Origin of the sequence: Pseudomonas viridiflava (assembly GCF_003702045.1) — a bacterium.
Lineage (GTDB): Bacteria > Pseudomonadota > Gammaproteobacteria > Pseudomonadales > Pseudomonadaceae > Aquipseudomonas > Aquipseudomonas viridiflava_C.
In genome coordinates this window covers 38,444-51,562 of sequence record NZ_RBTP01000065.1, presented here as the reverse complement: position 1 = coordinate 51,562, position 13,119 = coordinate 38,444, and the positions used below count along the sequence as shown (strand labels likewise).

12 protein-coding genes are annotated in these 13,119 nt (G+C 51.9%); 1 reads left to right on the top strand and 11 read right to left on the bottom strand.

The window, feature by feature from the left end:
* Positions 1-3: 3 nt before the first annotated feature.
* The 11 genes from tssK to tssA all read right to left on the bottom strand — a co-directional run bounded on the left by tssK (position 4) and on the right by tssA (position 11,969).
* Positions 4-1,335 carry a type VI secretion system baseplate subunit TssK gene (gene tssK / locus ALP40_RS18860; RefSeq protein ID WP_122209709.1) on the bottom strand — a complete coding sequence of 444 codons (1,332 nt, stop codon included), beginning with the start codon at positions 1,333-1,335 and terminating at the stop codon, positions 4-6.
* A 2-nt stretch (positions 1,336-1,337) separates the two neighbouring features.
* Complete coding sequence (tssJ, locus tag ALP40_RS18855) at positions 1,338-1,823, bottom strand: type VI secretion system lipoprotein TssJ (protein ID WP_122209708.1); 486 nt, start codon at positions 1,821-1,823, stop codon at positions 1,338-1,340.
* A 22-nt stretch (positions 1,824-1,845) separates the two neighbouring features.
* Positions 1,846-2,994 (bottom strand): type VI secretion system-associated FHA domain protein, encoded by a 1,149-nt coding sequence (locus ALP40_RS18850; protein WP_122209707.1) that lies wholly within the window; start codon positions 2,992-2,994, stop codon positions 1,846-1,848.
* 210 nt (positions 2,995-3,204) lie between these two features.
* Positions 3,205-4,713: a sigma 54-interacting transcriptional regulator gene (locus ALP40_RS18845; protein WP_122209706.1), complete on the bottom strand. Its 1,509-nt coding sequence runs from the start codon at positions 4,711-4,713 to the stop codon at positions 3,205-3,207.
* Between the two features lies 1 nt (position 4,714).
* Entirely contained in the window at positions 4,715-5,101 is a 387-nt protein-coding gene (locus ALP40_RS18840) for a hypothetical protein (protein WP_122209705.1), read from the bottom strand.
* A gap of 12 nt (positions 5,102-5,113) precedes the next feature.
* A complete protein-coding gene (tssG, locus tag ALP40_RS18835; RefSeq protein WP_122209704.1) occupies positions 5,114-6,121 on the bottom strand; it encodes a type VI secretion system baseplate subunit TssG in 1,008 nt (335 codons plus the stop codon).
* The gene (tssF, locus tag ALP40_RS18830; protein WP_122209703.1) at positions 6,085-7,872 is read right to left on the bottom strand and encodes a type VI secretion system baseplate subunit TssF; all 1,788 of its coding nucleotides are present in this window, start codon (positions 7,870-7,872) and stop codon (positions 6,085-6,087) included. Before tssF ends, tssG begins: the two co-directional genes overlap by 37 nt.
* 108 nt (positions 7,873-7,980) lie before the next feature.
* Positions 7,981-8,394 carry a type VI secretion system baseplate subunit TssE gene (gene tssE, locus ALP40_RS18825; RefSeq protein WP_122209702.1) on the bottom strand — a complete coding sequence of 138 codons (414 nt, stop codon included), beginning with the start codon at positions 8,392-8,394 and terminating at the stop codon, positions 7,981-7,983.
* The gene (gene tssC / locus ALP40_RS18820; RefSeq protein WP_122209701.1) at positions 8,391-9,866 is read right to left on the bottom strand and encodes a type VI secretion system contractile sheath large subunit; all 1,476 of its coding nucleotides are present in this window, start codon (positions 9,864-9,866) and stop codon (positions 8,391-8,393) included. The genes tssE and tssC overlap by 4 nt, the downstream gene beginning before the upstream one ends.
* 30 nt (positions 9,867-9,896) lie before the next feature.
* Positions 9,897-10,391 carry a type VI secretion system contractile sheath small subunit gene (gene tssB, locus ALP40_RS18815; RefSeq protein ID WP_122209700.1) on the bottom strand — a complete coding sequence of 165 codons (495 nt, stop codon included), beginning with the start codon at positions 10,389-10,391 and terminating at the stop codon, positions 9,897-9,899.
* Between the two features lie 27 nt (positions 10,392-10,418).
* A complete protein-coding gene (gene tssA, locus ALP40_RS18810; RefSeq protein ID WP_122209699.1) occupies positions 10,419-11,969 on the bottom strand; it encodes a type VI secretion system protein TssA in 1,551 nt (516 codons plus the stop codon).
* A 520-nt stretch (positions 11,970-12,489) separates the two neighbouring features.
* Between tssA and ALP40_RS18805 the strand changes: the two genes are divergently transcribed.
* Positions 12,490-13,008: an Hcp family type VI secretion system effector gene (locus ALP40_RS18805; protein WP_122209698.1), complete on the top strand. Its 519-nt coding sequence runs from the start codon at positions 12,490-12,492 to the stop codon at positions 13,006-13,008.
* Positions 13,009-13,119: the final 111 nt, after the last annotated feature.

Genomic DNA, 13,119 nt, shown 5'->3' with positions numbered 1-13,119 from the left:
CCATCAGTTTCTGATCGCCCAAAATTGCAGCTCAAGCCCGGAAAATTCACCCGAGACGTGAAAGGCAAAGCCTCCCGATGTGGCCACTTGCGCTTGCTCGTTGTCGTTGAGTTCCAATATGAAATAGGTTTTCTTAGAGTGAAACGGAATCTGGCGGGGAGCTACCGGTAAGGGCCTGATGCGGATACCTGGCAGATGCAGAGTGACAAGCTCACGGATGCTTTCAACCGACCCGACTTTCAAATTCGAAGGCAGACGATGGCGCAATTCCTCAGCCTCACACTGAGCCGATGCCGCGAGAACGAAGAAGACCGAGCCAAGCATTTGTGGGTCAACACGCGGTGATACCAGCACACCGTACTGACGTTTTTGCAAGGCCAGCTCAGTGGCATGTTGTTCGAGCACCATCGACAGCACTTGGCGAATGGCGTGCATCACCTTCCCGAAAGTAGCACCCTGGTCGCTGTGCTGATATTGACCGTCCAGCAGAGGTCGTTTGCTTTGCGTACCAAATGTCGCCAACTCGCCCAACAACGCCAACAGGGCGCAGTAAAGGGTTTCGGGGTGAACGGAACGGGTCGTCAAGTAATGCTGAAAAACCAACTGCGTGCGGTTGATCAACTGCAGCATCATGAAGTCACCGACTTCAGCAGTGCCCCCTTGGCCGCTGGAACGGATCCGTGCGGCGATAGCGTCACCTCTGTGCTCAAGCAGACTTACGGTTTCCTTGAGGTACGACATCAAGTAAGCCGAACCTCCAACATTGATAAAAGAGGGAACGAATTCGGCGTCCAGGCTTACAGTTTTGTCAGGCGTACTGACAAGAACGTGACACACCTTGAGTTTCACATAAGCGTGATCGTTGCCTGGTTCTCCAAACAGCAACTGAAACTCAGGTCGAGCGCAAAGTATCTCCGTACTTGCATTTTCACCCGCATTGGAATCGGCCACAGTGGCGGTATAGGACGTAAAGCGCGCAATCACATCCGGCTGTTCCGGGCTTCGCGTCTCTATACAATTACCCGCCACTAGCGGCAATGCCAGGTACACGGCCGAATGGGCAGTGTTTGGAGGTATATCGAGCACTAATGGTCTGTCCCGGTCACCGAGATCAAAGACCGTACCGTCGGGAAGTATGCCCGCTGCCTGATTAACTACGACCTGACCAGACCCCAGAAATTGCCGATCAATCTCGATCTTGGTGAAGCCCCAGATATAAGTACCGGCCAGTTGTGTACGCAACCTCATCTGATCGTTGTAATAACGGTCGTTATGCTGAAAATGCTGGGGGCGAAGCAGCATGCCCTCATGCCAGATAACCTTATGCGAATTCATACTCAGCTCCCTGCTCCAGCGGCTTCGTCGCTGCGATGCAGCCCTGCCTCATCAAGCGTGAAGTCGGCACGTGTCAATTGCCGGGGTGTCAGTTCAATCACATAACGCCATCGCGATTGCGCCAGGTTGCGATAGGCCGCAAGCACGCCGACATAACGACTACCCGGTGTCACCCTCAGCTTGAGATCAACACGCTCACCCGGACGAAGCTCCAGTTCTTCACTGGCAACCAGATCCTGGGCGAGAACATCCTTGCCACGCTCAAAGAGCGCAAAAAAATCCATGCTCTGAAACGCAGCAGGATGCTTGAGTTCCATAAAGCGCAGAACAGCAGGTGAAGGTCGACCATTCAGATCAGGATTAAGTTGATCGCTTCCCGTCAGGCTGACCTCCAATCGGGTTTGCGCGGTGTAGGGTGAAAGTACGGCGCAACCGCCAAGAAGCATGAATGCAGTCAGCAGGACGGGCCCCGCCAAATAAAAAGGCATTACGTGATCTCCATCGATCCGGTTAAAGGCTGTTGATTAAGCGAATCTGCTCGTCATAGGCGCTCGTGAAGTCTCGAGCCCACAAACCTGCGCTCCAGGTGTCGTCCTGAGCCAGTGTGCGATGGTGGCTCACGTAAGCTCGCCAACGACTTCCGCATGTGCGTAGGCGGGATTTACGCTCATGTTCGAATTGCCAGTGCAGCCGCTGTGGCGAGAAATGCTCCAGTGTCGAGCGCGCCATTGCCCTGCATCCCGCGAGAAGCGCGACCTGATGGGCCTGCGAGTCACGAAATGAACGAATAATCGTTTGAGCAACCTGCGTGGATTGGCGCAGCAGAAGCTGCCGGATAACCGAATCGAAACGTACTTCGGCAGATGCGTCGTCGCGCTCACCTACCGCAGGCGCAGATAATTGCCATTCGGACATGAGTTCGTTCCGAGTCGATGAAGCGTGCTCAAGTCCTTCAATACACTGCTTGAACAGACGCGCGACATGAGTTGCCAATGCTTCGCAAGCCGAAGGCTCGATATTGGTGAGGTCCACATCGAGCGCTTCGCCAAACCGTTGCCAGAACGTTCCGTTCTCCTCATCTGGCGTCTGCAAGAACGGCTCATGCAGAACAGGAGTCGACTCAGGCACCCATGTCGGCAAGCGCACCTGTTCGCGGTCTACGCGTGTCTGGACATAGGTGATTTCAGTGTCTAGACGCCTCTCGGCCAACGATGAAAAATCATCGACACTGCAGTCACCGTTATTGGGTGACTGTCGCATGAAAAAAGGATCATGCGCGCCAACGACCGCGCCTTCAAAAATGGGTAATGGGTGCTGTCGACCACTGTGCATTCCCCGAGGCTCAATGAGTCGTGCATGAACCTCTAGAGTTCCCAACAGGTAGGTGTCTCCTTGCCCGACGCGATGCCTGACTCCAGCTTTTAGCGTCTCGATACCGTTTACGATAATTCCATTACGGCTGAGATCGGTCAGATAGAATGCAGTGTGTTCAGATGTGATGCATACGTGCTGCCTGGATATATATGAATCCTGATCGTCGATGCACCACTCGCAATCAAAATTGCGCCCTATTATGCCGCCAGCCGGCCTGAACGCCCATGAGGGCGAACAGCCACTTTTCAGCTCAGACCCATTAATTACTTCAAGTAACAGCTCCATGAACAGATCTCTTTCTATTGGTGGCCGTGATCGATTGGGCTCGTATTACCCAACAGCCTATACGCGTCATCATTGAACTTTAGGGGCCCCCTGCATCCGCTGGAAAATACGGCTATAACAATTAAAAAAAGCACAGAAAATCCGCGACTGAATGCCTTCATTCGTTCTCCATAAACTCACTGCGTCAGTGAGTGACTGATGCTGATGACGTTATTGCCTGGCTTTACCGATATTTAGATGAGCCATGCGATAGAGTAAGGTACGCCGGGATAATCCCAGCGTTCGCGCCGTCAACGTACGATTACCGTTATGGCTGCGCAGGTATTCAATTAACAGGCCTTTTTCAAACTGTTCCATCCGCTCACGAAACGTAAGCCCCCGACAGGAAACTTCAGTGCCTTGTCCCACCGAAAAGTGTTCGGGCAACAATTCACCGCACTCGCTAAGCAACACAGCGCGCTCGACAAAACCTTTCAGCTGCCGGACATTGCCCGGAAAAGCGTACCCAGATAGCGCCGCGAGCGCAGGGTGTGACCATTGAACCGGCTCACGCTTAAGGGCAATACAAGCGGATGCCGCAAAATGCCTGGCCATTGGTTCAATATCTTCAATGCGTTCTCGCAGAGGGGGTAATGCGATAGGAAACTGAGCAAGTCGATAATAGAGGTCTTCGCGAAAACGACCTTCAGCGATCAACGCTGGCAAATCGCGATGCGTGGCAGCGATGATGCGCACATTGACCTTTCGCACCGTATTAGAGCCCAACGGACGGATCTCGCCCTCCTGTAATACACGAAGAAGCTTGGCTTGGAGGCCCATTGGCATATCGCCGATCTCATCCAGCAACAGCGTGCCCTCGTGGGCAACATCAAACAAACCGCGACGATCACGATCAGCCCCCGTGAACGCGCCTTTTCGATAACCAAACAGCTCACTTTCCAGAAGACTCTCAGGAAGTGCTGCGCAGTTCTGCACAACGAAATCTTTGGTTCGCCGTGGACCGTGTTCATGTATCGCCCGGGAGATGACTTCTTTTCCTGTTCCGGTTTCGCCGGTGAGCAAGACGGTGTAAGGACTCTGTATAACCTTGCCAACAAGACGACAGGTCTCTCGCATGGCTACACTCTCACTGATCAGTCCGTAGTGTGATACATCCGTCTCAGTACTAGGCAATGCGGCACGGGGCCGGCGAAGTTCGAGCAGTGAATGCTGTGAAAGCACGAAAGAGCCCAGTACAGCCAGCGACTCTGCGAACGCCTCCAAGGACCGGCCTTCGCTACTGGCACATACCAGAAGCCCGACGACTGCCGTGTCTCGGTTCGTCAGAGGAATGCATAACAATGTTCTCCATACCGATGGACCGCCGGGTAGAAAGCCGGTTTCGTAAAGCCTGCAATCCACTTCATTCACACTCACAGGCTTGCCCTGGGAGAGTGTGTACTTGAGCAAGCTTTCTGAGCTGTAATCAATGGCGTTGCCATCGGAGGCGTCTGCCTGGATGGCTCCGTCGAGCACTTGCACACTCAGGTTCAGATGCCCGAGCGTCATATCGAACAGGAAGAGCAGGCCCAACTCGCAGCCGTTGAGGCGGCAAGCAGAGCAGACAAAGTCATTTAAAAGCAACGTGCTGTCAGCCGCTTGAGATAACCGCGCATAGGCCGAACACAGGGCATGCGCGTACGTCGCAGAATTTGGTGCTGAAGTGAAATCGGGGCTCATCCTAATTGAACTCACAGGTTACGAGACCAGCAGCGTCAAGCGTTGCATGAACACCACTTGTCTGTAAGCCATTGAACATGGCGAGGAGCAAGCGGTCAGCAATAAAAGGAGTCACGCGGGAATCCAGCAAGCGGTCAATTCTGCGCGCGCCTTTGTCGTCCTGAGTACATTGATCGTGTAAATAAGTGACCAAAGGCTTGGAGTACTCGAACTTAACCCCTCTGCATTCCAAACGGTTTCCGACACGCTCCAACAGCGCCAATAGCAGATCTTCCACAAGAATCTTTACGCCACCTCTCGCCACGCAACGCACGGTGCAGCTTTCGAGATCGTTTCGAATCGGGTCATTGAGCACACTGACCCGTTGTTGCAGATCTACGTTGATCATGGATAGTTGTCCTTATAGATTCGACTGGCCTAGCGTCACGATACCGTCCGCCCGCTCGCGCCCAAGCCAACTGGTCCAACCGAGGAGGCAAACGTTGCCTTGTCCGACGCGCAGTTCCCGGATTTCTTCTCGCCGCAATCCAAGAGCAACGTCGTAATCCAGAAAATCGCGCTGGGTAAAACGTACGAGCGCCCTCAGAGGCTGATGCCCGGCGCCAGTGGGAAGAAACTCATGAAAGCGCTCCCAACAAAGTGCTTTTATGTGAACCCGAAATTTTCCGCTTCGATCTCGAATGCGCTCTCCCAGTACCGCGTCCTCCCCAAGCCGATGGTTGGCCTTGCCCAGCGAATTGCACTGAATTGAACTGATGAGTACGACACGCTCCATGCACTGTTCTATAAACACCGCCTCATGCTTGAAGTAGTAGCGAAGAACGGATTCGATCAACGCCGCAGAATGCGCCCGCAAGCTCAGAAGCCCCAAGTAAGGCAAGAGCCGCTTCCAGTCCAGCTCGGTTGTCGCTCTGATCCTTTCTCCGCCAAGTCCAATCAGAGCAAATAAATGTTCGGAAAATCGGTCTTTCGCGCCGGGGATGAAAACGGTGTTATAACGATATTTTCGCCACACCTGCGGCAATAACCTCTGAAGCCGGTGATGAAAAATATCTAGAAAATCACATGTCGTATTGGAACTTCCTCCATCACCCAACGCCTGCTCAACGTAAAAAGCGGGTAACGGAGAACCCGACCCGACGAGGCTGATGACGTTCAGGCACAGTCGCACGTGCGTAAGGCCGCCTTCCTGAAACAGGTCGAGACGTTCAATATCACATCCGGGAAAACCAAGACTTGGATTGGCCCTCAGTTCAAGAAAACCATGTAACTGTTCATCATCCATTTCGGGATGAATACCGCGCAGCACGTTCAGAATCAGAGGAATGGCCTGATAGACTGAATACTCGCGAATTGTACGACTCAGGGCGATCAAAGCAGCGGCTGAAGCCCCATGCGAGGAATCCATGTGTAGGTGTCTCCGTGCGTACTTATTACTGTCAGCTCATGAAATGAATTGAGGCTGGCATACAAGGCGAAAAACTCGTTGAGCACAGACGCCAGTAAAAAAAGCGTGCCCTCACCTCCGTAGCCGTCAGGATTGATCGTCAGTTCCGTTTTAACACCGCGTACCGGCCGCCCCTTATAAAGCCGATCGGCAGATTGATGACGGATAGACTGGAGACCTTTGAGCAAGTGCTGACTTGCTTTTGAAGCCTGCTGGTCGTAATGGCGTGGCAGGTCATACGTCTCTAGAATAATTTTCAACGCATCAATATTGGTCAGCGACAAGTAGTTAAGTGACATATTGCTAATCACACGCCATAGGAAATCCCCGCTGACGGGTGGCGGATAACTGGGGGTTGTGGGGGTGATGTTACGGAATCGAAGAAAATCCGGCGTCCCCTCACACGCATGGCAAATTCCGCCGGGCTTGATCTTTAACGGAAGGTTGTTATTCGTGCAGGTGAGTTCGATGGACACTGTTTCATCGTATTCGGTACCGTGATGGGCAAAGCTCAAATAAGTGTCCAGCCCCTCATGCTGCACAGATGCACGTTGTCGGACACTATAAAAAGGTCTTACGCTCCCAGGCACCATACCGGGCTCATGTTCAAAGGACTCGAATACAACATACTCGCGATGACCCAGCCCACCTGACTGCCAACCTGTCACTCTGTCAACTGAGTAGACCGCGCAACCTTCGATTCCGTCCCCAGAGGGTAATAGCAAGTATTCATCTCGTCTGGCATCGACCAAGATGGGCAATGCGTCTTGCTTGAATAAGTTGACAACGGGCGTGCAATACAATTGTACGTTATCCCGGGTTGGACGCACACGCTGGATGCTGGGGCAGTCGATATCGAACACCAACTCCATGCCCTTCACATGTTTCAGCACACTGTCAGGCAGAGCATTGAGGACACCCAACCCCGTAACGTCCACAAACATAAACTTCTCTCGAAAAAAGAAATATTCTTGCAAGTGGCGATACCCACGAAAGCTGTTCAATGGGTAAGGTATCAATGCCTCTTCTTCTGCAAAGCCCACTGCGTGGATCTCGCTGATTGAAATATGAAACTTGATCGGCTGCCCATCGCTGTTAGGCAACGGCTGACCATCGGCATCAAGGGGATAGAGAGCAATCCTCTTGAGCTTGCGCATCAATGCCAGATACAACGCCTGACTGACATGCGTGTCACCCGCGAAGTGTAGACGCAGTCGGGTCATTTCGAGCTCACCCATATGACCGTCGCACGTCATCACGAAACGCAATTTCAACGTTGCACCGCAGCCTGTTGGCGAGTGATTCAGGCTTTGTAATTGAAGGGGCAGCACTGCGGTTGGGAAACAGGTGCGAAAACGACAGGCCAGCCCATTGACGGGCTCGCTTTCGACAGGCGTTGAACGCTCTACAAGCACGGCAGGCCCAGACCTGAGCAACGGCTCGAACTGGAGCATACTGACCGATGGCAGCGGCCGCATGTAATTAGGCCATAGCAACTGCATCAGCGAATGGGTCAGCTCGGGTAATTCATCATCCAGTTTCTGACGCAGTCGTCCTGTCAGAAACGCAAAACCTTCAAGCAGCCGCTCAACATCCGGATCATTTCCCGTCTGTCCTAAAAATGGCGCAAGCGCAGGGTTTCGTTCGGAAAAACGACGACCCAGCTTATGCAACGCTGACAGTTCATCCTGATAGTAGTCATTAAAAGACAACGTTCATTTACCTGGTTTGAGTTCACATTAAACTGAGGGTGCCGACCCCGTGAACAGCACTGCTCGCTTAGTGCTGCGATACACAAAGACTCTTCATGTAGCCAACGGTTAATGACAACTGACGGCTGTCATCCCACGGCCGTTCAGTGAAGCATGAAACACCACGTCTTTCTTCAAGCCATCAACATTCAGTAAAGCCCTGATGGAAAATGTCAGCACAAGTGCGTCGCTAGCCTGTGGTTCTGCGACCACCCTTATATCGCTCAAGCGCGGCTCGTACGTTCGGACGAAATGCTCTATCTTTTTCTGAGACTGCCGCAGGGTATCGTGAAGGCTTAGTTGCCTATCATTCAGGTCAGGCAGGCCATAATCGGCGAGCATTTTAACGCTGCCCTCCCGAGTACTTAACAGCCGAGAAAGGTGCGCGGCGATGGAGGCCAATGAACAAGCCTCACGATCCAGACCGCGCCATTCTTCAGACAGACCGCCGAGCCGCTCAAAGAGACTTCCGCACCGACTCATTCCTTATCCATCTTTCCGACAAGTGAAAGAGTAAAGGCGGCCCCCATGTATTTAAAATGCGGGCGTACATTCAGCCCCACCCGGTACCACCCTGGATCGCCCTCGACATCACTGACGGTCACATGTGCAGACCGCAGAGGACGACGACCACGAACTTCAGCACTTGGATTTTCCTGATCAGCAACATACTGTCGTATCCACTTGTTCAGTTGAAGTTCAAGGTCGGTTCGCTCCTTCCATGACCCGATCTGCTCGCGCTGCAGTACCTTTAGATAATGAGCCAGACGATTGACAATCATCATGTACGGTAACTGGGTGCCCAGCTTGTAATTCAGCTCTGCTGTTTTACCTTCGGGATTATTTCCAAAAAACTTAGGCTTTTGTACTGAGTTCGCAGAGAAAAAGGCCGCATTGTCACTCCCCTTTCGCATAGTCAGTGCGATAAATCCTTCTTCCGCCAGCTCATATTCCCGACGATCGGAGATCAGTACCTCGGTCGGTATTTTTGTTTCGATCTCCCCCATGCTCTGAAAATGATGCAACGGCAGGTCTTCTACTGCGCCTCCGCTTTGAGGACCTATGATATTGGGGCACCACCGAAACCTAGCGAAACTTTCGGTGAAGCGTGTTCCGAAGGCATAGACGGTGTTACCCCAGAGATAATGCTCATGGTCATTGGCAACACTCTCTCGGTAAGCAAAGGTCTTTACCGGGTTCTCTTCAGGATCGTAGGGGCTTCTCAGCAGGAAACGAGGAACGGTCAGCGCGAAATAGCGCGCATCTTCCTGCTGACGGAAACTTTGCCATTTTGCAAACTGTGGGCCCTCGAAATGATCCCTCAAGTCTTTAAGATCAGGCAGTCCCGTAAACTGCTCCAAACCGAAAAAACCAGGCCCGGCTGCAGCGATGAAGGGCGCATGAGCCATACAGGCTACGCTGGACACGTACTGCATGGTCTTCACATCAGGGGAGCTGGGCGAGAAGTAGTAGTTCGCAATGATTGCCCCTACCGGACTGCCCCCAAACTGTCCGTACTCCGCGGTGTAGATATGTTTATAGAGGCCTGACTGGAACACTTCGGGCGAATCCTCGAAGTCATCCAGCAAGTCTTGCTTGGAGACGCTCAGCATCTCGACTTTAATATTTTCCCGAAAATCGGTTCTGTCGATCAGCAACTTCAGCCCACGCCATGACGACTCAAGCGTTTGAAATTCAGTGTGATGGAGAATTTCATCCATTTGAGCGCTTAATTTGCCATCGATCTCGGTAATCATTCTATCGACAAGCGCCTTTTTTACAGGTTCGGCACTATTGTGGGGTTTCAGCAGCTCTTCGATAAACGCTGCGATGCCGCGTTTTGCTATCGCGTAAGCCTCATCACCCGGTGACATCTTTGTCTCAGCAATAATTTGATCGAGAATGCCGTGTTCTCCGTACTCATGTTCGAATTGTTGCTTGGTTTGCATGCTCATAGATTTCTCCCTGATGTTCCAGACACTTCATTACTTCCCTGCATCAAGGCCGAGCTCTCCAAGCACCCGATGACGTGATGCCTCATCGGCAAGGACCTTTTCTATTGCCTTACGGAACGCAGGCGTATTACCCAATGGCCCTTTGAGTGCCATGAGTGCATCACGCAATTCCATAAGCTTCCTGAGTTCAGGTATCTGATCGACAAGACTGGCCGGATTGAAATCGCTTAAGGCGCTGATATTGATGCTGACTGCCAACTCTTCGACATCACCCTCAGGTTGCAACCGATTAGGGACGTTCAATGTGACCTTCAGCGCCTGCTTTGCCAGCACCTCGTCAAAATTACTCTTGTCGATGCTGATCGACTTTCGATCTTCGAGCTTTCGCTCATCGAGCCGTTGAGTAAAATCTCCTAACACCAATAGTTTAAGCGGCAGTTCAATCTCTTCCTGCGCATCACCCGTTGCCGGTTTAAATGTAACATTGATGCGTTCTTTGGGCGCAACAGAGCCTTCTTTGGCCATCGCGCTACCTCCTTATCAGTGTAGCCATTATTGATTATTCAATAGTGTTTCGAAATCGTACTGACACAACCGCCGATACAGTAAGTCTTTACTTTCCAATAATTCAGGACTGATCGGCAGCGCTTCGTAACAGCGATATAACAACCATGACACGTCCAGAAAAGCCTCAGACTCCCAAGCTTCAAGACCTGCGCTGCGAAGCCGATGTTCAAGAATTTCCAACTGAATACGGGCCAACTCGTATCGTTTTGCCTGGTAGCAAAGACGAGCAATCCCTAACTGCCAGAAGAAACGAGCCCGTTCACTGCTTGCATCTTTCAAATGTTGAATCAATACATAGACCGCGTTTTTGAATCCGTTTCCCGGCAGCATGGGAATCACTTCTTCCAGCACGACGTCCCACGCCTGCCGGGTATGTTTTTTACTTGGAGCGCCCTCAAGCTGAGGCGGTATCACATGGGGCATCACGTGACTCCGTATCCAACTGCGCGTTGTATCCTCTGCGAACGGCTGGCCGTCGTGGAACCGCAGCTCAACGATGCCGGGTACTCTTTGCAGAAACAGCGCTAACTGCACTTCTACTTCACGAGTCGCACCATCAGCGCCTATTGCCTGCAGGCACTCCCAGACCATCCGCTGACCATCAAGCCAGTACGGCGACCGCGCGATACTCAGTTCCAGATCCACGATGAGGTCGGCATATTTCCCCTGTTCAAGACGCTCCTTGTAATTATTCAATCGGTCCAACGGTATCCCACGCAAAACCGTCACATGCTCAGCATTGCAAACGGGAGCGACGTCAATTGTTAGCCAAAGCACCGTCCGGCTAAGGCGCAGGGCTCGTGGATCTGTCGCTTTCTGCCTCAGCCACCAGGCGCATAGCGACTGCGTGATTTCCTGATGAACCGCAAGCGCTTTACGGGCCTCTTTCTCATTGTCGACAGAGGGAGGGCTGAAAAGCTGCGATGTAATTTCCTTGACTTGCGTCGCAATAGTGAATGGCTCTTTTTCATCCTGAGACGCAAGATCGAGCATGCGCGACAATCGCCGACGAAGGGGTAACAATAAAGGCGACTCTTCACCCAGGTATTGTCCCAGAAGCACATCCAGAGCCTCCAAATTCTCTGACAGCTTCTTAAACAACGGGAGCTGCTTTCTGATGGATACGTCTTTGGCAAGCGCGCCTTCAAGCCGAGGCAATAGCCACAAAATCGCTGCACCGCGGGTTCTGAGCTTACGCGGATACAAAACGTGCCAATGGTTCTCACACAAATACCGCAGTAGACCAATACCTGCCAATAGCCCTGGAAACGCCTCACTCTTATAGAGTGCCCACGTTAACCAGCAGGCGACGCGCAAATCCTTGGAGTGTTGACGCAATATACGCTCACACAGCTCAAGAACTTTCGCCCAATCAACATGACCGTTACCCAGCACGGCGTGTTCGCTGTTCAGGTGAGCCTCCAGCGCCTCGAAATCCCCCGAATAACGAATATCTTCGCCAGCATAATCGTGGCTCGATACAGGCTGTTCACCCACAAGGCGGTAAACAGCAGACAATTTGTCCATGCGAGCCACTACTATTTCCCTAATAAGCAATCAGCTATCTCGAATACGATGCGCACACTAACGACCAAACGCGAACTTAACAAGCATCCATCTTGCACAAAAAGCTCTTTCAGAATTTTCCTACACTATGCAAGCAACCACATGTAGGATTCTCGAGAGACGAACACTTTGCATCTCTGAATATTTATTCGGAAGCATCAAACCTTATCCCACTACTTAATGCCTGACCGTGAGAGGCTGTCGTGCAATTCTTTGCGCACCACTTTGCGATCATCATTACCCTCTACTCTTTTTAAATCAATAATATCAAGCACATTGGTGTACTGCGCAGATTACCTACACGCCGCGCAATAACTTGCACCACTTTTACAAAAAGAACAGCCTCCGAAACGCTCGAACTTACTCATGACCTGAGCAAAGCCAAGCAATACATCAAGCGTCTATCGAGTGGCACAGTTCTTGTTAATCGAACGAACACCAGCGTTCACATTGTTCGCTGGAACAATCGATACTTGTAGGAGAACGTGCAATGGCAACACCTGCTTACATCTCAATCACTGGCGAAAAACAGGGGCTGATCACTACAAATGCATTCACAGCGCAGTCAGTTGGAAATGTCTATCAGGAAGGTCATGAAGACCAGGCGATGGTGCAAGCGTTCAGCCATGAAATCACTGTTCCCCGTGACCCTCAATCGGGCCAGCCCACGGGACAACGCGTGCACAAAGCTTTGTGCATTACCAAAGTGTTTGATAAAGCATCGCCTCTGCTGCTAGCGGCACTTACATCGGGCGAGCGCCTGAGTGAAGTCACCATTCAATGGTACCGCACGTCAATCAAAGGTAATCAGGAGCTTTATTACACGACCCATCTGGAAGACGCGACGATCGTTGAAATAAAGGACTATATGCATAACTGTCAGGACCCCGGTAACTCCCATTTCACACACCTTGAAGACGTGCACTTCACCTATCGCAAGATCACCTGGACCCACGAGGCATGCGGTACCTCCGGTTCTGACGACTGGCGCACTCCTATCTCGGACTGACGCTAACTAACAGCGCCATCGACCCGCAAGGGTTGATGGACTGCAGGTTGTTAGCATTAACTGCAAGAGCCGAGGTGTACTTCTTCTGCGTAACGTAAACATTCCAGACGT

What these genes read in the sequence shown, in the direction of transcription:
- tssJ (WP_122209708.1), bottom strand. Translation starts at nt 1,823, where the DNA reads ATGCCTTTTTATTTGGCGGGGCCCGTCCTGCTGACTGCATTCATGCTT.
- ALP40_RS18840 (WP_122209705.1), bottom strand. Translation starts at nt 5,101, where the DNA reads ATGATCAACGTAGATCTGCAACAACGGGTCAGTGTGCTCAATGACCCG.
- tssG (WP_122209704.1), bottom strand. Translation starts at nt 6,121, where the DNA reads ATGGATTCCTCGCATGGGGCTTCAGCCGCTGCTTTGATCGCCCTGAGT.
- tssE (WP_122209702.1), bottom strand. Translation starts at nt 8,394, where the DNA reads ATGAGTCGGTGCGGAAGTCTCTTTGAGCGGCTCGGCGGTCTGTCTGAA.
- tssB (WP_122209700.1), bottom strand. Translation starts at nt 10,391, where the DNA reads ATGGCCAAAGAAGGCTCTGTTGCGCCCAAAGAACGCATCAATGTTACA.
- ALP40_RS18850 (WP_122209707.1), bottom strand. Translation starts at nt 2,994, where the DNA reads ATGGAGCTGTTACTTGAAGTAATTAATGGGTCTGAGCTGAAAAGTGGC.
- ALP40_RS18845 (WP_122209706.1), bottom strand. Translation starts at nt 4,713, where the DNA reads ATGAGCCCCGATTTCACTTCAGCACCAAATTCTGCGACGTACGCGCAT.
- tssK (WP_122209709.1), bottom strand. Translation starts at nt 1,335, where the DNA reads ATGAATTCGCATAAGGTTATCTGGCATGAGGGCATGCTGCTTCGCCCC.
- tssC (WP_122209701.1), bottom strand. Translation starts at nt 9,866, where the DNA reads ATGAGCATGCAAACCAAGCAACAATTCGAACATGAGTACGGAGAACAC.
- ALP40_RS18805 (WP_122209698.1), top strand. Translation starts at nt 12,490, where the DNA reads ATGGCAACACCTGCTTACATCTCAATCACTGGCGAAAAACAGGGGCTG.